Source organism: Vibrio zhugei, from assembly GCF_003716875.1.
GTDB classification, from domain to species: Bacteria; Pseudomonadota; Gammaproteobacteria; order Enterobacterales; family Vibrionaceae; genus Vibrio; species Vibrio zhugei.
In genome coordinates this window covers 594,308-617,668 of record NZ_CP033077.1, presented here as the reverse complement: position 1 = coordinate 617,668, position 23,361 = coordinate 594,308, and the positions used below count along the sequence as shown (strand labels likewise).

General features: G+C 45.4%; 23 protein-coding genes and 1 pseudogene. 16 read left to right on the top strand and 8 right to left on the bottom strand.

Translation table 11 applies throughout. The features are described from left to right. Positions 1-348 precede the first annotated feature (348 nt). The gene (locus tag EAE30_RS02925; RefSeq protein WP_123014584.1) at positions 349-531 is read left to right on the top strand and encodes a hypothetical protein; all 183 of its coding nucleotides are present in this window, start codon (positions 349-351) and stop codon (positions 529-531) included. Positions 532-793: 262 nt separating this feature from the next. On the opposite strand, the gene EAE30_RS02920 is transcribed toward EAE30_RS02925, so the two are convergent. Both EAE30_RS02920 and EAE30_RS02915 read right to left on the bottom strand, forming a co-directional pair. Further along, positions 794-1,660: a GNAT family N-acetyltransferase gene (locus EAE30_RS02920; RefSeq protein WP_164711775.1), complete on the bottom strand. Its 867-nt coding sequence runs from the start codon at positions 1,658-1,660 to the stop codon at positions 794-796. Positions 1,661-1,828: 168 nt separating this feature from the next. Then, a complete protein-coding gene (locus tag EAE30_RS02915) occupies positions 1,829-2,860 on the bottom strand; it encodes a 2-hydroxyacid dehydrogenase (RefSeq protein WP_123014582.1) in 1,032 nt (343 codons plus the stop codon). 142 nt (positions 2,861-3,002) lie between these two features. Here EAE30_RS02915 and yghU point away from each other — a divergent pair, with 142 nt between their 5' ends. From yghU to EAE30_RS02895, 4 genes are all read left to right on the top strand, one after another. Beyond that, positions 3,003-3,836: a glutathione-dependent disulfide-bond oxidoreductase gene (gene yghU, locus EAE30_RS02910; RefSeq protein WP_199287045.1), complete on the top strand. Its 834-nt coding sequence runs from the start codon at positions 3,003-3,005 to the stop codon at positions 3,834-3,836. A 120-nt stretch (positions 3,837-3,956) separates the two neighbouring features. Continuing rightward, complete coding sequence (locus EAE30_RS02905; protein WP_123014580.1) at positions 3,957-4,313, top strand: hypothetical protein; 357 nt, start codon at positions 3,957-3,959, stop codon at positions 4,311-4,313. A gap of 220 nt (positions 4,314-4,533) precedes the next feature. Further along, entirely contained in the window at positions 4,534-6,534 is a 2,001-nt protein-coding gene (locus tag EAE30_RS02900; protein ID WP_123014579.1) for a methyl-accepting chemotaxis protein, read from the top strand. A gap of 412 nt (positions 6,535-6,946) precedes the next feature. After that, positions 6,947-7,471, top strand: a complete 525-nt coding sequence (locus EAE30_RS02895) for a hypothetical protein (RefSeq protein ID WP_123014578.1) — start codon at positions 6,947-6,949, stop codon at positions 7,469-7,471. Between the two features lie 236 nt (positions 7,472-7,707). On the opposite strand, the gene EAE30_RS02890 is transcribed toward EAE30_RS02895, so the two are convergent. Then, positions 7,708-8,907 (bottom strand): IS4 family transposase, encoded by a 1,200-nt coding sequence (locus EAE30_RS02890; protein ID WP_123014377.1) that lies wholly within the window; start codon positions 8,905-8,907, stop codon positions 7,708-7,710. Between the two features lie 151 nt (positions 8,908-9,058). Between EAE30_RS02890 and EAE30_RS02885 the strand changes: the two genes are divergently transcribed. From EAE30_RS02885 to EAE30_RS02860, 6 genes and pseudogenes are all read left to right on the top strand, one after another. Then, a complete protein-coding gene (locus tag EAE30_RS02885; protein ID WP_123014577.1) occupies positions 9,059-9,541 on the top strand; it encodes a tetratricopeptide repeat protein in 483 nt (160 codons plus the stop codon). A gap of 128 nt (positions 9,542-9,669) precedes the next feature. Further along, positions 9,670-10,053, top strand: a complete 384-nt coding sequence (locus tag EAE30_RS02880; protein ID WP_123014576.1) for a hypothetical protein — start codon at positions 9,670-9,672, stop codon at positions 10,051-10,053. Between the two features lie 128 nt (positions 10,054-10,181). Beyond that, a pseudogene (locus tag EAE30_RS19225) lies at positions 10,182-10,406 on the top strand (transposase); the annotation flags it as partial. A gap of 215 nt (positions 10,407-10,621) precedes the next feature. Further along, positions 10,622-10,972, top strand: a complete 351-nt coding sequence (locus EAE30_RS02870) for a DUF805 domain-containing protein (RefSeq protein WP_123014574.1) — start codon at positions 10,622-10,624, stop codon at positions 10,970-10,972. Positions 10,973-11,406: 434 nt separating this feature from the next. Continuing rightward, positions 11,407-12,186 carry a TapB family protein gene (locus tag EAE30_RS02865; RefSeq protein ID WP_123014573.1) on the top strand — a complete coding sequence of 260 codons (780 nt, stop codon included), beginning with the start codon at positions 11,407-11,409 and terminating at the stop codon, positions 12,184-12,186. 196 nt (positions 12,187-12,382) lie between these two features. Further along, positions 12,383-13,156 (top strand): ABC transporter substrate-binding protein, encoded by a 774-nt coding sequence (locus EAE30_RS02860; RefSeq protein WP_123014572.1) that lies wholly within the window; start codon positions 12,383-12,385, stop codon positions 13,154-13,156. 189 nt (positions 13,157-13,345) lie between these two features. Here the strand turns inward: EAE30_RS02860 and EAE30_RS02855 are convergent, their stop codons facing one another. The 3 genes from EAE30_RS02855 to EAE30_RS02845 form a co-directional block, all read right to left on the bottom strand. Next, the gene (locus tag EAE30_RS02855; protein WP_123014571.1) at positions 13,346-14,203 is read right to left on the bottom strand and encodes a hypothetical protein; all 858 of its coding nucleotides are present in this window, start codon (positions 14,201-14,203) and stop codon (positions 13,346-13,348) included. 9 nt (positions 14,204-14,212) lie between these two features. After that, entirely contained in the window at positions 14,213-14,431 is a 219-nt protein-coding gene (locus EAE30_RS02850; protein ID WP_123014570.1) for a hypothetical protein, read from the bottom strand. 117 nt (positions 14,432-14,548) lie between these two features. Further along, positions 14,549-15,391 (bottom strand): universal stress protein, encoded by an 843-nt coding sequence (locus EAE30_RS02845; RefSeq protein ID WP_123014569.1) that lies wholly within the window; start codon positions 15,389-15,391, stop codon positions 14,549-14,551. A gap of 160 nt (positions 15,392-15,551) precedes the next feature. On the opposite strand from EAE30_RS02845, the gene EAE30_RS02840 reads away from it, so the two are divergent. The 5 genes from EAE30_RS02840 (at position 15,552) to EAE30_RS02820 (ending at position 19,408) form a co-directional block, all read left to right on the top strand. Next, positions 15,552-15,791 (top strand): ribosome recycling factor family protein, encoded by a 240-nt coding sequence (locus tag EAE30_RS02840; RefSeq protein ID WP_123014568.1) that lies wholly within the window; start codon positions 15,552-15,554, stop codon positions 15,789-15,791. 167 nt (positions 15,792-15,958) lie between these two features. Then, entirely contained in the window at positions 15,959-17,491 is a 1,533-nt protein-coding gene (gene istA / locus EAE30_RS02835; RefSeq protein ID WP_123014567.1) for an IS21 family transposase, read from the top strand. Positions 17,492-17,501: 10 nt separating this feature from the next. Continuing rightward, entirely contained in the window at positions 17,502-18,242 is a 741-nt protein-coding gene (istB, locus tag EAE30_RS02830) for an IS21-like element ISVch3 family helper ATPase IstB (RefSeq protein ID WP_123014102.1), read from the top strand. Positions 18,243-18,260: 18 nt separating this feature from the next. After that, the gene (locus EAE30_RS02825) at positions 18,261-18,548 is read left to right on the top strand and encodes a ribosome recycling factor family protein (protein ID WP_123014566.1); all 288 of its coding nucleotides are present in this window, start codon (positions 18,261-18,263) and stop codon (positions 18,546-18,548) included. Between the two features lie 80 nt (positions 18,549-18,628). Next, the gene (locus tag EAE30_RS02820; RefSeq protein WP_123014565.1) at positions 18,629-19,408 is read left to right on the top strand and encodes a UDP-2,3-diacylglucosamine diphosphatase; all 780 of its coding nucleotides are present in this window, start codon (positions 18,629-18,631) and stop codon (positions 19,406-19,408) included. 86 nt (positions 19,409-19,494) lie between these two features. On the opposite strand, the gene yjeH is transcribed toward EAE30_RS02820, so the two are convergent. Further along, a complete protein-coding gene (gene yjeH, locus EAE30_RS02815) occupies positions 19,495-20,751 on the bottom strand; it encodes an L-methionine/branched-chain amino acid transporter (RefSeq protein ID WP_123014564.1) in 1,257 nt (418 codons plus the stop codon). 219 nt (positions 20,752-20,970) lie between these two features. After that, positions 20,971-23,154 (bottom strand): alpha-glucuronidase family glycosyl hydrolase, encoded by a 2,184-nt coding sequence (locus tag EAE30_RS02810; protein ID WP_123014563.1) that lies wholly within the window; start codon positions 23,152-23,154, stop codon positions 20,971-20,973. Between the last annotated feature and the right edge of the window lie 207 nt (positions 23,155-23,361).

Genomic DNA, 23,361 nt, shown 5'->3' with positions numbered 1-23,361 from the left:
GCTCAGTTTTCCATGTTAAAAAATAGACCATGTGACGTTTAATGGACAGAAATCCGTGTATTTAGAGCAATATCGCAGCGCATGGCGATATACTGGCAGCGATTAAGAAGATCAATAATTATATGAAATAACACGCATTACATAGACTTATATGACCCGTCTCTAACAAAAGGGTGGATTTGTTATTTTTGTGTCAGACAGGCTGAAATACTCCTTTCTAGTCATTTTGCAGGCGTGCTAAAAAGCTTATTCTACCCTCGACAACCGAACATGGTAGTGATGATACTCGCTGGGTTTACTGTGTGATATTTGGGTAACTCTATGATAAGAATAGGGAATGTGTGAAATATGAATAGTGAACTTCCTGTGTTGAAAAAACAGCAGAAAAGACTAACGTTTCTCAAGGATCAAGATATGAACAAAACGATGGAGCGTGTGGTGGTGGGCTTGGCGATTTCAGCCGTTGCTGTCGCGGTGTTTAACTCGTGTTTTGGTTTATTGATTCAGGGATACATAGCAAAACTATTCTAGGCATTGGTTGAGGGGGGCCAGTCGTCCCCTCAACAAATGAAGTGATCCGCACCAGCAGTTTTGCACACTGAGTTCAGTGAGGACAATCACTACGCGGTGAACCATGACAAACAAGAACAAACGTATTCTCCATGCTCCTGAATTTAAAGCCGAAACTCTGAAGTTAGTAGGCCCCCGCAGCAACAGGTAGAGCTAAGCCCTTCTTTGTGTCGTCATCCACCATCGTCAGGCATTTAATCCGTCTGCCAGTACTTAGAGTGAATTAACCTAATGCCTGCGTAATTAAGCAATAGGTTTGCAACGAGGACGACGGCGACGGCTTTTGACCTAGATACATCGCGGATATGTCATCCACTTGCGAAAGTCCCCATTCATTGAGCTCATGCTCGAGCTGGTATCTCTCTGGCGTATCAACGCGCACAAATTTGCCCACATTCTCTGCCAATAAATACCTTAGTAATGCTTTGGCTTCGCTGGCATCATTGGCGATGACTGGACCGATGGCCTCGCCTCGACCAAAGCGGCGATAGCTGGCAAAACCGATAAGCCTTCCTTCTTTTTCTAACCCGACACTGTACTCGGTGTTTTTTTGCACCTCTGCAAAAACGTGCGAGCGGTCCATGCCACTGGCGCGGTTCAACAAGGCGATCATCTGTGGCGCATCGCTTTCAGTCAGTCTTCGTATGCGGTAGCTTGAGCTCTCATCGCGATGTGCGCAGGCTGATTGAGTGACTTGACCTTGGTATTGATGTATTCGGGCGTACTCTTGGAAGCCCAACTTTGTATAAAGCGGGGTCCCTGCCGCAGTCGCAGATAAGAAAAAAGAGGACGACTGACTGGCTTCCATTACCGCAGTGACAAGTTCGCGGCCTAGTCCATAACCTTGATAATCGTCAGCAATGACCACTAACCCTAAGCTGGTGTATTCCCCCTGAACCACAGCACACGCAGTGCCAATGAGTTTGCCGTCATGTTCGATGACCATGGCGGTCGCTAAATGCACCATCGTGAGCCAGTCTTCTTGGCGATGCGGCCAACATAGCTTTTGTGTCAGCTGATGCGCTTGGACGACATCCTCGGCTCGCATGGCTCTAAGGGTATAATTCAATTGATTGATATTTGCTGACATAGTCAGCCTCCGTTGAAGACACATAAGCGTAATATATTTCATTTAAGCGAAGTAAATGCAAGTCATTCTCATTATTTGAATGGATTTTAGCCGATACAGGATTGTGCACCGAAGAGAGAATGCGTGATAACAACGAGCCAACGAGGCTGACTCGTGTGGATGGAACGACTAGTACTCGGCTGTGCGATCGACGACACCAATGAGTGGTTGCTGCTCGAGTAAGCGCTTTAGGTTGTCGCGTACGGATTCATACCCAGCTTCAAGACGTGTAATTCCGGCAATATGAGGAGTGATCAATAGGTTCGGGTGTTGCCACATAGGGCTGTCTTCCGGCAAGGGCTCTTGTTGAGTCACATCTAAAATCGCATGGCCTAATTGCCCACTCGTTAATGCCGACAAGAGTTCGGTTTCATTGACGTGCCCACCTCGGCCGATATTGATGACGCAAGCACCCGTATTGAGCTGCTCAAACACGCGGTGATTTAAAATGTGATGGGTTTCATCGGTGAGAGGCAGCACACAAATGATGCAATCTAAACCTTTGAGAAAACTAGAAAACTCTTCCGCTCCAGCATAACATGCCACGTTGGGTAGATGGTGCCGACCACGGGCCCATCCACGTAGTGAAAACTGAAAGGCACTAAGGTGATTGAGCACCGCTTTGCCTTGTTGTCCCAGCCCCATTACGCCAACATGGTATTGATGCGCTGGGGTAATGTGTTGTTGTTGCCATTGGTGTGCGTTGTGCTGTTTTTGATACAGCGGAAACTGACGATAAACCGATAAGACCGCAGTGCACGCATACTCGGCCATTTGCTGTTCTAAATCGGTATTGACCATCCTGGCCACAGTGACTGACTCAGGAATGGTATTAAAATCGATTTGGTCAACGCCAGCAGAAACGGTGAAAATGACGCGTAGGTTGGGCAGACGTGAGAGGATGTCTTCAGGGATTTTCCACGTAATGACCGCCTCAATGTCATTCATATCCCCATGGTCAGGCCAGACGCGAAATTGCAATTGCGGTAACTCTTGTCCGAGAGCCTGTTTCCAAGCAAGACCACGTTCTTTATCCAAGTAACATAATACAACCACACCAACCTCCTTGTATTGTGTGTTGAGATAGACTAAAAAATAATCTAACTCGGTGGCAAGAGCGCCAGTATACTCAATACACCATTGCATGAATAGTTTTGGCATGAAGTCACAGTGATCGCAAGCTGATTAAGTTCCATGCATATTCATCAGATTATTCGATAGGGCCACTCGAATTTATGGGTTGTCATAGTGATTTTAGATTCAGTATGATGGGTTTAACGCTTTGAAAGCAATCAAGGAGCAAATAATGAGTCAATATATTCCACCTAAAGTTTGGACACCTTCAGAAGGCAATGGCGGTAAATTCGCCAGTATCAACCGTCCAACGGCAGGGGCACGAGAAGATAAAGAGTTGCCTGTTGGCGAACATGATTTGCAACTGTATTCGTTAGGCACACCGAATGGTCAAAAAGTCACCATTCTGTTAGAGGAGCTGCTCGAAGCCGTGATTGATGACGCCGATTACGATGCATTCTTGATTAATATCGGTGAAGGGGACCAGTTTGGTAGTGGTTTCGTTGCCGTTAACCCTAACTCCAAGATTCCAGCATTGATGGATTTTTCACAAGAAAAACCCGTTCGTGTGTTCGAGTCTGGCTCAATCATGATGTATCTCGCTGAAAAGTTTGATGCCTTTATTCCAAAAGGTGTGGATCGTACTGAGTGCTTAAACTGGCTCTTTTGGCAAATGGGCAGCGCGCCATTTGTCGGCGGTGGCTTTGGCCACTTCTACAGCTATGCACCGGAAAAACTCGAATATCCTATCAATCGTTATGCCATGGAAACCAAGCGTCAATTAGACGTGCTCGACAAACAACTGGCCAATCATGAATTTGTTGCCGGTGAGGAATACACCATTGCGGACATGGCGATTTGGCCTTGGTATGGTGCGTTGGTGTTGGGCGAACTGTACGATGCCGCGGAGTTCTTGGATGTGAAAAGTTATACCAATGTGGTGCGCTGGGCGAATGCCATTGCGGAGCGTCCGGCAGTAAAACGCGGACGAATTGTTAACCGCACATGGGGCGAACCTCATTTAGCGGAGCGTCACAGTAAAGACGATTTCAAGAATCTATAACGAACATTCACCTGTTTGATTAGTCACGCCCCAGCTCATTGAGCTGGGGCGTTTTTTGTTGCTTGTCTTCTGCGGCGGTGACAGGTAGTCTGCTTGCGTCTTAAAAAAGGAACTGCTTGGATGAAGTCGCTGATAAAATTTACTTTGCTTACCAATAGTGCATTATTTTTGTTGTTGTGGTTAGAAGAACGGTACGTTCATTTACTTGGTATTGTGCACTGGATTGATTATGCGTTTTTCATATTAATGATAATATGGGGCATCGCAGTATTGGTGTATATCTCTCCTCCTTCAATGAAAACAGGCAGCCAACGCATTAACCCGCTTTATCGACAAAAGGTCATGCAAGCCAAGCGAGACGCGAAACAACAGGCCGATGAGCAACAAACCTCTCCTCATGCGGATGCGATTCCGTTTGCCATTGCAGGTCTACCGAGCTTGGCCTTAGTTCTGTTCTATCATTTTTTTCTCGGCTAGTTTTTTAGACACCGCTGATTGTGTTGAGCGGAGACAAAACCGCCGTAATGATAGAGTCTGGGCAACAAATCCCAAAAGTATGTGGTCGTTTGTTCATTAAATGACCAGCTTAGACATATTTCCTTCATAACCGAATGATATACAGAAAGCATAGCAATCGAGGTGTTCGCCGTTAAGGCTACCCCTCGGTTATCGTGTGTGATTCAGTTTGAGGTTTATCATGTATTTGTCACTCATTCACCGTGTGATCGCGGGTTTTGCGGTAGTGATTTTTTTGGTCTTGGGGATTAGCGTCTCCGCTTATTTGTCTCAAAATAAAATGGCGGCTCAGTTACAATTAACGTCGACCGTCTTACCCGGCATGCTGGATAATGCGAATGCGCTGCTGGTCGATATTCAAAATATTAATCGCATTACCCTTTCTCACGCCAATGCGAACGATGCAACGCATCGTCAGGCCCTCGAAGTTGGCTTTCACCAAGCGGTGGATCAGTATCATCAGTCCTATCAAAGCTTGGCGCAAAAACTGCAAACCCATCGATCATTGCAGACCCAATTAAGCGAGATTAACCAACAAGCGACTCGTGTCATTGAACAGGCGACTCAACATCTTAAATTACAGAATGAAAAAGAGGCGGTGCGCCAAGCGTCTTCCTCTGAATTGACTGCCTTTGAATCAGGATGGAAAACCATGGCGCGCGATTTGGGCGCACTCAATTCGGAAGCGGAATGGAATAATAAACAGATGGCGGTGATTGATTTAGATGTCGCCGAATCGAAAGGAAAAAACGTCCAAGGTCTATTACAGAAGGTGATGCTTGTGGATGATCAATCCGCCATTACGGCGATCACCGATCAGTTGAACGAGTATTTATCCGAATTTACCACGCGATTGAACAATGTCATGAAAGCCATGCCAGAGAGCAAAAGCACGTTACAAAAGTACGTAGACTTACTTCATCGCACGGTTTCTGAGCCTCAAGGCTTGCTCCATCAGCATGTGCGCTATTTGTCTTTGCAGCAGCAAAGCCAGCGTGAGCTTCAAACGATGAGCCGTAATGTTGACACCATCATTGATCATGCCGAGACCTTGACGGAAAAAGTACGTTCTATTGCAACGCAGGCCCGACATACGGCTGACTCTCAAGCTCAGTTCTCGATCTGGAGCATTCTCATCTCAGCGCTGATCGCCATTATTGTCGCGGTTTTTGTGGCGGTGACGGTGGTGTACTCGATTAAATCACCTCTGGCGGTCATGACGAAAGCCCTCAACGAACTATCACAAGGTAATCTCACATGGCGAATCAAAGAAACCTTCCGCTCAGAGATGGGCGTGGTGGTCAGGGACATTAATGCCCTCGGCGAGCAGCTTCATCAAGTGATTGGCACCATGCATGATTCCTCACGTACGTTAAGTCGAGTGGCCACAGACAGCCATACCATGATAGACAAAATCCATCGTGATCTCGTAACACAAGATAAGCAAACCAACTCAATGGCCGCCGCCGTCACGGAAATGGAAACCGCCGTAAACGAGGTGGCCAAATATTCGGGCGATACCAGCCAAGAAGTGGAACAAGTGACTCGATTAGCCAACCACAATATTGAGAATATGCAGAGTAACTTGCAGTACATTGAATCGCTTAAAACCTCATTAGATGAAGCGTCCTCACTTATAACAACGTTATCGCAAGAAACAGAGAGCATTAACCAAGTGATTGAGATGATACAAAATGTCTCTGAACAAACCAATTTGTTAGCGCTCAATGCGGCGATTGAAGCGGCGCGCGCCGGTGAAAGCGGGCGAGGCTTTGCTGTGGTCGCCGATGAAGTACGCACGCTTGCCACCCATTCACGTGAATCAGCAGATGAAATTAATAGCAAAGTATTGGCGTTGCAGAAAAAAGCCCGTGACGCCGTGACCCTCATGACTGAGAACCAAGAGTATGCGGATCAATCCGTGACACAAACCCAGGAAACCCATCAATCTCTGACCAGTATGATTAACCGTTTGGCGGCGATTAATGATATGAGTCGCTCGATCGCGGTGTCTTGTGAGCAGCAAAGTGTTGTTGCAAAAGACGTGGCAGAAAATATTGTCAATATTTCTGATATGGCGAACACCATGACGCAAGATTCCAATACGCTTGCACAGCATAGTCATTCGCTTGATGAGTTAGCCAAAGAACAAGGAATGCTGGTGGCAAAATTCACGATATAACACGTTGTGCACAAGCCCTCATCATGGCGTGAATGAGACATCACAACCCGTATATTGGCCGACTGTTGCCCAATATACGGGTTTTTGATATCGGGCTCGACTCGCTAAGTATTCTCGCCGTTCTGGCTCTGTTTTCTATTTTTCAAATCCATTTGTTCTTTTTGTTAGATTTTGCATGGGAATGACACGGGACTTTTGATATAAAAATATGCAATCGATTGGTATTCATATGCTTTGTTACGTGCAAGGTATGGCGGTAGCGTGGGGGAAGCCTACTTTAATCTTACCAATACTTGAGATCATACTCTTTCTATCGCTGTTTTATTTCACCATCGGCGATTGACCTTCCGTCTCTCAGTAATGAGACGCTCTACCGTGATACTTTGCAATGTTGGAGTAACGGAGAAATATCATGCTCTTGAAAAAGTTCGCACTCTATGTGCTCTTACCTCTATCTGTCACTTCCTGCAACAATGATGGTGGCGACAATGGTGCTAGTGAGCCAAGCACTGTAGCTGAGGCTTTAACGGCCGCAGATCAAAGCGGGGCATACCCCCAACTGAATCGTGATACATCCGTTGCGGGGCCTGACGTTAATAATAATGGAGTCAGAGATGACATTGATACTTATATCTCATCTTTGCCAGATAGCGCCCTTCAAAAAGCGGCCCTGATTCAATCCTCATCCTCAATTACAAATGCTATGACTATAGACATCGCTGATCAAAATGCGTTGACGAATGCATTAAAACAGATTGCCAACGCATCCGCTTGTCTGCACGCTAGATACGATTCGTCTACGGCTAGCTCAAAAAGCTCTGACATGGAGAAGCTTACTGTCAATACAAAAGAACGCTCCACTGCATATGAAGCCTTTAGTACTGCAGTAAGTGGCCAATCATTTGTTCTTCCACAAGGAGATGGTTGTGCTAATTAACATCTACTGAAAATAAATAAGACACCCATGTTTTATAACTAAGAGCTGTTTTTGTACAGTCTCATGGTTGTGATGTTAAGGGTGGTTGTGATGTTAAGGGTGTCCTATTAGTACACATACTTGATTGTTAATGATGAGGGAAAGTAGTGGAAAAGAACGTAAAAAATAAATAAGACACCCATATTTTATGGGGTGTTAGCGTTACTCACCCCTTAATTGGGCGCTGGCGGATCCCCTCATAATTCCCCCAACCCACAGGTATGCGTAAGGCGTTGATATTCGACCATTGCCCAATGATATTGGGACTCTTGTATTCGGTATCTTCGGTGGCAACGTACTTCCTTACCAAGTCTAGGAATGGAGAGCACACGGCGATGCTTGATGGTGTTGGCTTGGAAGTCATAATGCCATTTGGCTTGCATGGCGATTAAGCCATTCCACCACATGATGATTTCGGCCATCAATGCCATGAGCAACAAGATATCAATACGTTTGGTGCAACGTGTTCGGTTATGGCGAAGCGCCAACCCGTAGGCTGGACTTTTTAGATCTCGGAACGACTCTTCAATTTGCATTCTTTTGGCGTACAAACGGGTAATTTTAATGCCGTTAAGTACATGGTTGGGGATGTTAGTGACCAGAAGCCAAGGCTCTTTCGCTCCTTTATGGAACACTTTTCCAGCCGAGTGTTTCTGACAGGTTCGACTATGCCGATGGGCTTTTCTGCCTTTGGGATGACTCTTGTATAAGTAAGCAAAGCATTGAAGCGGTGAGCGCTTAGCCAGTTGGCTTTCTCCTAAAAACAGCGGCTTATCAGTCGCTTGAGGGTAAAAGGCTTTATTCCATTGCCAAGCGCTCTCGCCACACTTAATCGAGACTTCGCCCCGTACACGCCCAAGCCAGAACCAACCTTTGTTGGCGACTTGCCTGAACCACGTATTTCTAAAGCCAGCGTCGGAGATAATGATAGGGGTGCAACCTTGGGGGAGCAAGGATTGAAGCTTATCGAGAAAGTGCTGATGGCTCTTGGGTGAGTTGTAGTTTTTGTACTCAAATGCCTGTTCATAAAGCGTGACGGCGCGACCTTTAACGGATATCGAAGCTCGCAATGTCATATAGCGCAGTTGCTCACGAACATCCGACCAATCAACCAGTAGTACAGGAAAAGGATTGGCTCGGGTAATAAGGGACGCATGCCATTTATATATGGACTCTTTTTCACGATGTAGACTGCGATTACCAAGCAATCGGTCAATACGTTTGATGGCATGTTTCACCGTGGTATCAGTGTCGAGAGCTCGTCCAATTTTAGTGAGGGTGAGATCAGAGCCGCCCAGTACCGCTCTGGTTGCAAGCATAAGAGATCTAAGTCGTTTTTTGTGAATACCAGGGCATTGGTTTTCAAGAGTTTGCTGTAGAATTTGAACATCGCGCATCGTTAGGGCTCCCTATTAAATTCATTGAATCAAGTGTGTTTTTGGCGAAATTCATTAGATCAGAATGAGCGATGTGCGTCTACTCATTGTTTTATATAGAAATTATGAGGGGATTCGTAAGAAAGTGGCGTTATAAGCGTCGAGGGAAATTATGGAAAGTATCATCAAACAGGCAATGAAATTACGGAAAGAGGCTAAGTACGAAGAGTCAAGAGCTTTACTAAAAACGCTGTTAACCGATGAAACTTCTTCTGCTAGAGCTCACTTGCAAATTGCTTGGTCATACGACAATGAAGGTAAAGAGCAAGAAGCGATTACTCATTATCTGTCATCCCTCTCAGGTTTTTTATCGCTGGAAGAAAGGTTCGATGCTTGGTTCGGGCTAGCGAGTACCTATCGAAGTCTGGGCATGTATTCGGAGGCGTTAAGCTATTTTGAGCAAACTCTAAAAGAGTACCCTAGTTCTATTGAAGTTCAGCCTTTCTACGCTATGTGTCTCTACAACTTAGGACGTCATAAAGAAGCAACATCATTACTGCTCGAGCTTTTAGTATCAACTACGAACAGTGATGCAATTAAAGAATATCAGCGAGCTATTTCTTTATACGCACAAGATTTAGATAGAACGTGGTGAAACAAATAAACAAGGCGTATTTATCTTATAATCGTTAAACCACAAAATAATTAGCAAGAATGTAAACGAGCATGCGCACTATTAATGTGTTATGTTCTCACGAGTTATGTGGCTTCAAAGAGGTAGTAATGGAAAAATATGTATTTAAGAATTTTGATGAGGTGAAAGCCTTGTTTAATAAAATGACAATAATGCCAAGCGAGTTTTTTTCTTATACTCAAAGCTACCGAGTTGGGCCCTCTGACATAAGTGACATGGATTTTTATGAATTTGATTTTGAGCCCTATATTTCTCTTGCTAACTCTCTTGGAATGGCATGTTTTGGAGTTCAGTGTTCGGAAATACGGTGCTATTTAACGCATATGAATATCGGTGGTCATGGTCCCTTATGTTCAGTGCGCCCAATTAATTTGGAACAGTTGAAGGATTTGGGATATTTGGCTGAGATGAAGAGTAATTATTGTCAAAATCTTGAATTAAATGCTGTGCCCATTGGTGATAATCAGCTTTAGAGCAAAGAACTGGTAAGGCCTGAGACTCATAGATACTTTTTCTGGTAAAAAAGTAATCAAACTATAAAGGGTAAAACTATCGCAAGGGAAGTCGTTACACCGACGAATTTTAGCAAAAAGCAGTCAATCAAGTTATTCAATATGGTTACTCCGTTAACGATGTCGCTGCTCGTTTAGAGATCTCAGGTAAAACGTTATACAACTGGGTATCGAAGTTTTCCAAACCACCGACTGTTCGCAAGCAAGACAATGACCTTCAGCTCGATTTGCAAGAGGAGCATGTCGAGTGTGGTCCGAGATCGCGTGTTGATGCTGATGAAAAGTGTAAAGATTCAGGCTTTACGGGGTTATAATAGTCCTAAAGTGGATTACATATATTTAATATATTTTGTTAGACTTAATTTGTTGTTATTATCTAATAGCGTACTAAAAAGCAATAGAAGATTACATATGTGTTAGAAAGACATATTTGGGTAGACATTGTCCGTTTAATGATTTTTAGGCATCAGTAAATACCGCGACTGTTGTTTTCTTTAACAGTAGGAGGGGTATAACCAAAAGAAAGAGTATGAGTTGGTATATTAGTGTGATTAGGAAATATGCAGTTTTTAATGGTAGAGCTAGGAGAAAAGAATATTGGATGTTTTTTCTTTGTAATATATTAATTTCAATAGCTCTTGGCTTTATAACTGGATTCATTGGAGGAATGTTAGGTATTGGCACCTCAATAAGCGATCCAGCATCAATTATTTATAGTCTAGCAGTTCTCATTCCTGGCATTGCAGTTGCAGTTCGAAGAATGCATGATGTTGGTCGAAGTGGGTGGTGGATTCTTTTACCTATAGTTAATTTTGTTTTCTTATGTTTGGATAGCCAACCTAATGAAAATGAATATGGATTAAATCCTAAAAACTCTTAACAAGAAACTATGGCGTCAATAGCTTATTTTGGCGCTGTTGTTATCCCATCTTAATCCGTCCATCAGCATTGAATTTAGTATAACCGCTATCTCCCTCACACGAGCGACTGTCGCTAATTTTTTATGTGGATAGCCCAGATACATTACTTTTATATGAGGGCCATTAGCTTGGCATTAAGACACAAAGTATTGAGGATAGAATAAAGAAAATGGGCTTAGGTTCACTTCTATCAGTTGTTGTGTCGTATCTTGCTATCAAGATGACGCTCATACTTTAAAAACCGTATGTTTGTATAGTTTATATCATGGATTATGCAGGTAAATGCAATAATCATTGAGCCATGTTAAAGATGACTGAACTAGAATAAGCACCGATGGGGTAGACGGTGTTAGTAAAGTTTAATGCACTATTTATATTTTCAAGGATTATGACCATGACAAGAAAAAGCTTTTATCACACACTCTCTCTCATGAGTATCGTGTTGTGTGGATGTGAACCATCAATACCGGAAAACAGCGCTAAAAGTTGTTTCAATGCCACTTTGTATCAACCTGGTAACCATTTTACAATGGCATGGATTAAGGACAATCAGCAAATAGGGATCTTCAAAACAACCTATAGCAATACCGAATACCAAGGCAAATCAGCGACGATAGCAAAGAAAAAACTAGAACGAGCCAATAAGGATATAACGTTGGCTCAAAAACTCGTGGTAACGACGGATAAAGACAATTGGCAGTATCTTCAATGGCACAGCATAATAGAAGTTAATTATAACGCAACAGTAGTAAAAAATACGATGTTAGAGCCAAGTGCCATAGATTTTAACTTTATCCAAGCTGGCGAGCAACGTAAGCGAGAATATAGAATGAAAACTGTCCAGACCGACAATACATGGGCGCCGACTCTGAAGTACGATTCTAAGTTACAGCAAACCACTCAATTTGTCGGGATGGAGTTAATAACAACGGCTGCTGGTACCTTTAATACTTGTCATATAAAACTCACCACCAACCACCTTGATAGTGATAAACGACCATCTGTTGAGGATACTTGGTATGCACAATCACTTGGTATCCCCGTAAAATGGGAGTCTCAGAATTCAGATAAGAAAACTATGTTAGTAAGTGCTTCCATTGATGGCAAGCGGTATAACTCATCAAAAGTGATGAAAGATAAATATCATGAAAGTCAAAATACTGATAAGAAGTAGATCCCCCAAAAGCTAACGCTTGGTTGTGGTTTGACATCGTTGTATAAAATCTGCCTAATTTGGTTGTAATGCTCAAAATGATTAAAAATTCATTTTATTTACTTGATTATGCATGATGATTTGTGCAGAATGGACTCATACCTTAACGAATCAACCCATGGTTGCGGTTTAGCAATCAGGATTAGCTGGAATGACTATGAAAAAATCACTATTTGCCGTATTACTTGCTGGACTAGCTTTTACCTCTTCGACGATGGCCGCGACACAAGTTCGCCTTGGTGTTGAACCGGGTTATGCACCATTTGAATATAAAAAGCCAGATGGCTCTTTAGTTGGGTTTGATATCGATCTGGGTAAAGAAATTTGTAAGCGCATCGATGCGAAATGCACTTGGGTAGAAAGCGACTTTGATGGTTTGATTCCTGCGCTGCAAGCGAAAAAAATTGATGCGATTTTATCGTCTATGTCGATTACCCTGGCACGTCAGAAACAAATCAACTTCTCTGACAAACTTTACGGCACCCCCGCACGTTTGGTGACAGAGAAAGGTGTCGAACTGGCTCCAACGGCTAAGTCATTGAAAGGGAAACGTGTAGGTGTTTTCCAAGGCACTACCGCTGAAACCTATGCTAAGCAAATGTGGCTGAAGAAAGGGGTGGATGTCGTCACGTATCAAAACCAAGATATTGTGTATGCAGATTTAGTGAACGGTCGTCTTGATGCAGCCTTCCAAGATGCCGTCGCTGCCGATGATGGTTTCCTTAAGCGTCCTGTGGGTAAAAACTTCCACTTCAGTGGGCCTGAAGTCAACGATCCACAATACTTTGGCGTAGGCGCTGGCATCGGGGTACGTAAAGCGGATACTGAACTACTCGCAAAAATTAATAAAGCGCTCGCTGCCATGCATAAAGATGGCACTTATCAAAAGATTGCGAAAAAATACTTTAACTTCGATATTTACGGTAAGTAAATCAGGCCTGACCACAATAAAAAGCAGCGCGATTGAGGCGCTGCTTTTTTTGTGCTTAAGCAAAGTGATCCTGGGTATTGCTCTCGCCCATTTAGGGACAAACCGTCACTTAGACAGAGTAGCCCACATCTGCGATGTTTCTCATCGCAGATGGTGGATGCTATTTGACCTATAGCTAATTCCCTGAGGTTATAGCGGTGGGCGCATTTCGTAGAGGTTATCTAGGACTTCTTTGGTTTTCCCGCCAGCCACTTGAACTAAATGGTCGCTTGTCATCATCCATTGGCGAACATCTTGGTAACTGGTTGAGGCGGAGAGGCCGGGTAAAGTACTGTTAATGACAACCGGCGTGGGATAGAGGATGGACCACAAGTATAACCAGACTGCGGAGCCGTGTTTCTCGGAAATTTGGAACTGATTGAAAAATTGACTGCTAATCTCGGTAAACGCCACTGAGTTTGAGAGTGCTTTGTTTTCGTCTCCGACAAACACACTGGACGTCACGATGGAGGAGCGGTAAGAGTCAATCGCGGTTCCAGCTGATTTTAATCGATTGACGATGGCTCGTGCTTTCTCGCCAACCCAAGCACCGTTTAAATAATCCTTTGGATAGTTTGAGTAGAAAGGGTCGAGCAAGGAGACACGTTTCGGCACTGCGAGCGCCGATATTTGGCCATTATGATATTGCGTGAGGAGTTGATCTGCGAGGCTTAACGCAACTTGATTGCCTAGACTGTGTCCGGCCAGTCGAACTTCAGGACCGGTATAATTCTTCATCGCGGCATCGTAACTGTTTAACAGCAGTTGCACGACATTGCGTTTAGGGCCTGTGTGGTAATCACCATTACCATCGCGCCAGCGCATATTGCGATGTCCTGTCGCGGTCCAGATTTTTGCCTCGGCATCTTTTAATTCTGACTCATCAGCAAACTGATCCCAATATAAAATTCCGACATTGTAGCCTTCACTGCGCCACAGGTTGGCGAAGTCTTGATCGGGCCAGCCGTCGGTATTATTGAAATAAACGATGCGATCATGATTTTTCACATGATCTTTTTACCAGCCATGAATAAAAATGAGCGTCGGGTGGGTGGGGTCGAAAAATTGGCTACCTTGGCTGGTGGCGGATGAAGCTTTCTCGTATTGGTTGTTGGCGCCAAACCAATATAAACCGTAATTGAGTTGGTTATATGTACTGGATGGAAAAACGTCCGTTCGCGCAAACGTGCTAGCGGAAACGCACATTGCGAGCGCAAATAAAAACAGTTTTTTCATTGAGAGTTCCCTTTAGTTATGAATGTCCATTGAGTGGTATAAAGACTCTGTATTAAACAAGATGCGTATTACAGCATCATGTCAGTATTAACGAGTGTTGATGGGTCTTGCTCATTTTTAGTGATTGGTCAGTAGACACACAGAGCCTTCCACCGTGTGGATAATGTCTTTGGTGTGGCTGCCTAGCCAAAATTGTAGAAAACGCGAGTGCGGTGATGAGCCGATCACCAATAAGGAATCAGGATATTGGAGTTGATATTGAGTTAACTCCTGAGCGACGTTACCGTGTAACTCTACGCTTGTGACGTCTCTGCCGTTGGCGACCCAATAGGCTTCAGCATCTTGAAAATAGTGACGCTCTTCTTCATCCGCATTCACAATAACGAGATGCAATGGCAGGGCGTCCAGCAGCGGCATGGTGAGGATTTTACGAATAAACGCCAAATTGTGCGAACGTCCGTCAAACGCCACAATACAGCAACTCGGTGCGTTGTGGTGTCGCTTGGCAATCAGCAAGTCGTTTTGCGTATAAGTCATGACATTTTCTAAATAATCGGGAAGCTTTTCTTGAGCGCCATGATGACTTTCAATCACAAACAGTTCCGTGCTTTCTTGGTATTCACTCAGTGTTTGTTTCCACGAGCTGTGGTGGGTATGCGCAAGCAGTGGCGTGAGCTCGGCATCGGTCAATTGTTGGATAAATGGCTGCAACATGGCGTGCTCATGCTCGAGTTGTCCTTGGGCCAGTTGTTCATCAGCATGGAGTAAAGGTTCAATCGCTTCGTTGTGGCCATCCAAACTCGCATGACTGTCATTAAGCTGGCTGACCACAGGGCTTGCAGACGTGCGGTAGAGTAACTGAATAGGAAGCGTTGTTTTTTGCGCCACCCAAGTGACCAAATTGGTCAAGTGTTCGGGTAACTTATGTTCGTCAATACAGACGGTAACGTATTGCTTCATGGCCACTCCTTTTCATTTTTGCGGCGTCTTTTAGCGTATGGTTTTATCATAGTCTGTGTTTGACTAACTCGGTAGTTTTTATCGAGGTCAACACTATGATTTTTATCTGTTAGTCCGTATTATGACTTATCGATTAAGCTTCCATTTAGTAGGGCCGACTATGAATGATCGTGTGACCATTGTGTTACGTTCTTTGGTACGTTATATCGGGCGCGAACAAACGGCACAATTGCGTGAAAGTGCGGCTCAACATGGGTGTGTGTTGCAGAGAATTCGTCGCTCTCGAGATTGGCAGATTGAAGGCACCCCACACCAATTACAGCAATTTTGTCAATATTGCATATTTCGGAGCATTCCGATCAGTCATTTCGGGATTATCCGATCACCCATTTCGGTTTAAACCGATCACTGATTCCGCGATTATCCGATCACTTTTAGCCTAACTCCGAAATCGGTGATCGGAATAGCGAAAACCGCGATCGGAATGCCCGAAATCCTTATTTTTTCTCTTTTAAATCAATAGCTCGTTATTCTTTACTTCTTAATCAAGAACGTAAGGAAGCGACAATGGCCAAAAAGAGAACTCCAATGAACAAAATCAAAGAGGTATTACGCCTTAAGTACGACTGCGGTCTCTCAAATCGCAGCATCGCTTCTTGCCTTAAACTCGGCCCGTCCACCATATCAGAACTCCTTACTCGCTTTAAACAAATCCAGCTTGGCTGGCCTCTACCCGAAAGTTGCAGTGATGCTGATCTCACGCAAGCGCTGTATCACGATAAGAAAACCAGTCGCGATAAAGTCATGCCAGACTTCACTCAATACGCTGTTGAACTCAGACGTAAAGGTATGACGAAAATGTTGCTCTGGCAGGAATATCATGAGCAATATCAAGAACAAGCTTACGCTTACACCCAGTTCTGTGAGCACTTCACGCGCTGGTTCAAAACGCAAAAGCGCAGCATGCGCCAGCTTCATGTCGCGGGTGATAAACTGTTTATCGATTACTGTGGGCCAAGGCTTCAGGTGGTCAACCCTGACACAGGAGAAGTGCGTGAAGCGGAAGTGTTCGTCGCGACCTTAGGCGCATCCAATTACACCTATGTTGAAGCCTTCCCGAGCCAAGGTAAGTCCTACTGGTTAGAGGCGCATGCTAATGCGTTCGAACACTTCGGTGGTGTACCACAGCTCTTGGTTCCCGATAATCTACGTAGCGCGGTCACCAAAGCCAATCGTTATGAGCCGAGACTTAACGACAGCTATCAAAAACTAGCTAATCACTATCAAACCGCCGTAATGCCAGCTCGTCCCTACAAACCAAAAGACAAAGCCAAAGCAGAGAATGCCGTGCTTCTAGTGGAACGCTGGATCATGATGCGGCTGCGACACCAAACCTTCTATACCTTCAAGGCGCTGAATCTCGCTATCCGAGAACTCATGAATGAGTTAAACCAACGTGAGATGAAACAGTATGGCGCGAGTCGTCAATCATTGTTCGATAAACTCGACAAGCCAGCGTTAAAGCCTCTCCCCAAACAGCGTTATCTGTATACCGAAACCAAGCGAGCCAAAGTTGGGCCTGATTATCACATTGAATATCACCGTCATTACTACTCGGTTCCCCATCAACTTGTTGGCCACTATGTTGAGCTAGAAGCCACCAATCGTCTGGTGCAGATCTACCACCAAGGTAACTTGGTCGCTCAACATCCACGCAGCCAACGAGAGCGAGGAAATAGCACCAACGCAGAGCATATGCCAAGTAACCATCAACATCAAAAGTGGTCCCCTGGACGCTTGCTCAACTGGGGAGCCAATATCGGCCCGGCTACACGAGAAGTCATCAATAAGATGCTCAACTCCAAACCTCATCCAGAGCAGTCGTATCGCTCCTGCCTTGGGCTGCTCAATCTGAGTAAAGCGCATGGTGAATCACGCTTAGAGCAAGCCTGTAAAGATGCGCTGATGCTGACAAAACCGAACTACACCTTCATAAACAATCTACTGAAAAACAATCGAGAAGGACAACTGAGCAAAGACAACACGAGCACGCCGAACCTTGTTCATAGCAATGTCCGTGGCCCGAACTGTTATCACTAGGAGAAAGGATATGAACACACTCAATAACCAACTAAAAACCCTGCGGTTGAGCCATGCGGCGAAAGCGTTAGAGCAGCAACAAGAGCAACTGACGACCTACGCAGAGCTGGACTTCGAGGAGAGACTAAGCCTGCTTCTGGAAAGCGAAATCTTGAATCGCAATCAGACCAAAATCCAACGCTTAAAACGACAAGCCAAATTAAGAGTGGATGCACAGCCGAGCCAACTCGTCTACAAGGAGGGACGAAACCTCAACCGTAAACAAATGAGCGAACTACTAACGGGCAGTTATCTACACAAGCACCAAAACATCTTGATCACAGGCCCAACAGGAGCAGGTAAAACGTATCTTGGTTGTGCACTGGCAACCAGTGCCTGCGACCAACAACAAACGGTCAGATACTACCGATTAACTCGCTTGCTTGATGACCTGACCGCAGGACGTCTGGATGGCAGCTATCAAAAACAACTTCAATCGTTGGCTAAGAAAGGCTTACTGATCCTCGACGACTGGGGGATGGAAAAACTGACTCAGGAACACGCGGGCCACTTATTAGAAGTGCTTGAAGATCGTTACCAAAACAGCAGCACAATCGTCATCAGCCAATTACCTGTAAAAGAGTGGTACAACATGATCGGCAACGCCACCGTCGCAGATGCTCTCATGGATCGGCTGGTACACAATAGTCATCGAATAGAACTGGGAGGTGAATCAATGAGAAAACTGGCGCAATCCGATCACTTAGAGTAAAAATAGGAAGAGAGAAAAATGACAGGATCAGGTGATCGGAATAAACCGAAACAAGCGATCGCAATCACCGAAATACGCAAATATTGCCGAGCGCCCAATCAACCAGTTCATCCGTTCATGATTCAGCGAATGCAGGACACGTTGGTCAAATTATCTAACCCGGGGCCAACCGATCAATCTGAGGCATTAAAACAGTTGGTTCGAGAGAATCGAGCGATCACTCTTGCTGACTTAATGGCACAGACTGACTGCACGCTGAGTGAAGCCCGCACTGCACGATACGCGGTAGAGGATGAGTGGTTGTAACATAAACATCAAAATGTTGTCACCTGATCGTCAATCCGGCTGACTAGTCTGACTAAGTCGGCTTGTTAACGGGAGAAGGTATGACTTCAAGCAAACGTCACTGTCAGGCTATTTGGTTATCAGATTTGCACTTGGGCGAGAGGCATTGCCGAGCCGAGTACTTACTGAAGTTTTTGCAAACCCATGAAAGCCAGTATCTTTTTTTAGTCGGCGATATTGTTGATATGCAAGCGTTACGCCGACGTTGGCACTGGCCAAAACCTCATCAAAAAGTCTACGAGCTGCTGTTACGCAAAGCGAAGCAAGGGACGCGGGTTATTTATATTCCGGGTAATCATGACATTCCCATGCGTCGCTATGATGGAGAAAGCCTCCAAGATGTTGAAATCCATAAAGAGTATATTTACGACAGTCCGGCTCATGGCCGACTTTTACTGTTGCACGGTGATGTGTTTGACCGTGATATGTGTGCAAGCCGTTTTGATGAAATCTTAGGGGACTATGCCTACGATGTGGTGCTCGGGCTTAATGGGGTTTGGAACTATGGTCGGCGTTTATGCGGTTTGCCTTATCAATCGGTCGCCAGAACCCTCAAGCAATGCTCGAAAAAAGCACAAACTGCAATGAACCGTTTTCGTGAGTTGGCGGTGCAACGTGCGCAGCACGATAACGTGGATGGTATTGTCTGTGGACATATTCACAACCCTGAACTCGGGTATGTCGATGGCACGTTATACATGAATACGGGAGATTGGGTAGAAAATTGCACCGCAATGCTTGAGCATCATGATGGTCGGTTGGAGCTCTGTCATTTTTCTGAGCGCCCCCAAGCGATCGGTGATTTAGTGCCGAGCTTTTAATGGCTCTTGGCCGTATGGCACCTCGCCTTGTCTAGAAGAGGTGCCACACGGCTGTGATTGCGTATTGCTTCGATGTGTTTTGCGGTTTATTGATTGACATACTGACGCGGTGCATGGCGTTGCCATGGGCGCATAAATACCATCAAAATAATGACCGCATAAAGCATCGACCAGCCTAAACATAAAAAGGCTAGCAGGCATAAAAGCAGTGACACATACGCAAGATAACGCGCTTTCCCTTGCAGTAACCGTGTGGCGGCTAACATGGCGAGTAAGTAAATCATCACAAACACACTGTTTGCCAATTTGAGGAAAAAGGATAAATCTAAGTTGGTGACTAGCCCCAAGACACAAGAAGCCGTAATCACACTGAAAACCACATAGGTTGCGCGCACCGAAACCCCGCGTGATGACACCGAGACCAGTGCGCTCGATGGTCGGTATTGCCGCGCTTGTGATAACACCATACGCGATAAGCTTTGCGTATACAGATTGATGCTGGCAAAGCAGGCAAAAAAGCCAATGACACTGATCACCAAGGCCATGCTTGAACCAAACAAGTGATCGCTGAGCCATGGAATGGAGCCATTATCGAAGTGGCTGCTACCGTAGGCATTAAATTTTAAAATAACGACGGTACACGCCCAATAGACCAATCCGGCAATGAAACAGCCTGCTAATATAGCGATGGGGAAATCCCGTTGTGGATTCTTAAATTCTTCTCCCATGTGAGCGAACGCTTCAATACCAACAAAACACCAAAACATCACTGCCAGTGCTTGGCCAATAGGCACGGCATCGTGAATGTGCAGAGCCGGCATCACCAGATCGTTGACCCCGATATGGCCTTGCCAGAAAAAGCCACCAATCAAGGCAAAGATACACAACGCGATCAGTGATTGTAGCTGTCCAGAGGACTTACTGCCCATCAAATTGACAAGCAGCAGTAGCGCAACGGTGAGCAGTTGTGCACACCAATCATTGGCTAAAAAGTGGGGTAAAATGGGCTTCAAAAAGCCACCCGCTAGGGCAATAGCGGGTGGAATGCCAACCGGCATGATACTCATGAATAGCCATGCAACCGCATTTTCGAGACGTTTACTGAAAGCCATACGGACAAAATAGGCCGTGCCCCCCGCATTGGGGTAATGCTTACCTAACGTTGCAAAGGTCAAGGCAATAGGACATATGGCAATAAACAGAATACACCAAGCCCATAATGTGAGTGATCCGGTGATGCCTGCGGCAATGGCTGGCACCATAAATAATCCTGTTCCAAGTAAGGTGGTGGCGAGCTGACTGATTCCAGAAAACAACGTGATATCTTTTTTCAGTTCGTGCATGGAGAGCTCCAAAGGGAATCGCGATCATGTGCTGTAAGGTGTATAGGATAACGGTCAAGTTACAGGATGGCTAGTCATATTCAATGCATGACTATCTATTTTATCGGCCGTTAACAGGCCGCTGATAGGCTATGCAGACACGTGGGGAAATGTGTCTGCATGACCCCTACAGACTATGCCGACGTCGTTTCGCTGGGTTGAGCGGCGTTATCGGCCTAGTTAGCCCTGGCCGGGGGCATAAGGAAAGGTCAATGATTGATAGTATTCTAAGGTTTTCTCTGGCGCTTTATAGCCTTTTGGCAGTGGACGTTGAGAAAACGTTTGGAAATAGAGTACACAAGCATCTCGCCACCATTTGGCTTCTTTGACCTGAATGGCTAAGGCCATGCGAACTTGATTAAACTGGTTATTGTCTATTTTCCCTTTGAGGGTAAGCCATTGTTTTTGCATTGCAATAACATCGTCGACTCCTTGATAGTAATGTTTGACTAACGCATTCCATAGCGTATCACCCGAGGCCATTTTGTAGTCCCAAGGTAAATGATGAAACCACAATAATAATGTCTCTGGCGTTTTCTTTGGATCCGAGAAAATGGTTTGCCAGTGTTTGGCATATTGTGACACGGCATTGGTGCCGGTGGCTGTGCGGTCCAAGCCGATACCTTGCTCATCCGCGCGATGATAATAAACCGGGTTCCAATCGGCACGGCCTAAATTGTCCACCCACGGCGCGGGGCCATAATGGTGATCTGAACCCATGAGGTGATGCAGACCTAAGGGCGTCATATAATTCACAATGGTCTCACGAGAGTTCATCATCAGGGAGACGATGGTTTGTATGGCTTGAGGGTCGTTTGTTAATGTCATTTTGGCCCAGTCAGAGGCGATAGTCTCTGCCGACAACTCGTGATCCCAAGCGAGTCGACCAAAAGCGTACCAGTTGGCCTGACCAAAAATATGCCCAGTCCAGTTGCGATCCATTCCAATATTGGCCACGCCTGCCATCACGGTTAAATGCGGTTTTCCGGCTTTGTAGTTGCTTCCATCGATCACTTTAGCCACCGTTGAGCCCTTGCCATATTGATAAGTATCAGAATCCAATGTTTCTTTAAACAGAGTGGCTAAATAGACTAGGTGAGTACTGAAACCGAGATACTCTTGCGTGATTTGAAATTCCATCGCGAGCGAGGTCTGCGGCATTGCCCCAAACAGTGGGCTAAAGGGTTCGCGAGGCTGGAAGTCAATGGGGCCATTTTTGACTTGTACGCTGACATTGTCGGCAAACTGACCATCGAGAGGGACAAACTCATTATACGCTTGCAGTGAGCGCTCGGTATCCTCTTCATGTGAATAGACAAACGCGCGCCAGATAACATTACCGCCATACGGTTTGAGAGCTTTGGCTAACATGTTGGCTCCTTCGGCGTGAGTACGGCCATAATCACCAGGTCCGGGTTGACCTTCTGAGTTGGCTTTCACTAAGAAACCGCCAAAATCGGGAATGACGTGATAGAGTTCTTGCGCTTTTTTCTGCCACCATTGTTGCACGGCTTTGTTGTTGGGATCGGAGGTCTTTAAGTCGCCAATTTGCTGAGGAGAGCTGAATTTGACCGACAGGTAGACTTTGATCCCATACGGGCGAAATATATCGGCCAAGGCCGCCACTTTTTTTAGCCAAGTGGGCGTTAAAATTAAGGCATCGGCATTGACGTTATTCAGCGCAACCCCGTTAATCCCAATCGAAGCATTGGCACGAGCGTAATCATAATAGCGCTGCTTTTTATAGTCTGGCAGTTTGTGCCAATCCCAGATTGACTGGCCCGCATAACCACGTTCCGTATGTCGGTCTAAGTCATCCCAATGGTCAAGCATTCTGATGCGTATTTTGGGTGACTCAGCAAGATTGATTTGGCGGATATCCTTGCCCGTTTGCAGTTGCTGAATAAGGCGGAACGTACCATAGAGTAGCCCTATATCCGATTTCGCGGTGATCAGCGTTTGTTGACCCTGTTTCGTATTCAATGCCTTGATGAGAAAGCCTTCATCCGTCAGTTTGGTAAAACGCTCGCCTAAGCCGTAGCGCTTTTGTATTGCTTGGGTGCCTTTGACGATGACCAAGCTGTTCGCACGGTTGGCGTGCGAGATAAATGTTATCGGCTTGGCGAGTAAGTGAGGCAATGCCGCAGTGAGCTCCTGACGTATGGCTAAGGTGGTGCCTGACTGACCGGGCAAATAAATGCGAGTGAGCTGTTTTTGGTACTGGTGACGTTGAACGGGATCGTTGATGCGGTCGTACTTTAACCACAGTCGGTAGCCGTCTTCGCCCGCAAACATCTCAGCGGCGTGACTGACCGGACTGATGAAGGCCGTGAACATCACTATCAGGGAAATGAGTTGCTTCATGTGTCTTCCTTCTCCATCGTTAAAATCGTCCGTTATGTCAGGTTACGTTAGGTTAGATAAAGGTAAACGTTATACCGTCTTTAATGACAATGTTTATGCCATTGGATTCATACCATAGCGACCGCGCAGGACGCTGGCTAGCCATATAGTGTGTGCAGCGGCACATTGTTACAGAAATGCGAACATGCTCAGAATTTAAGCAATGGT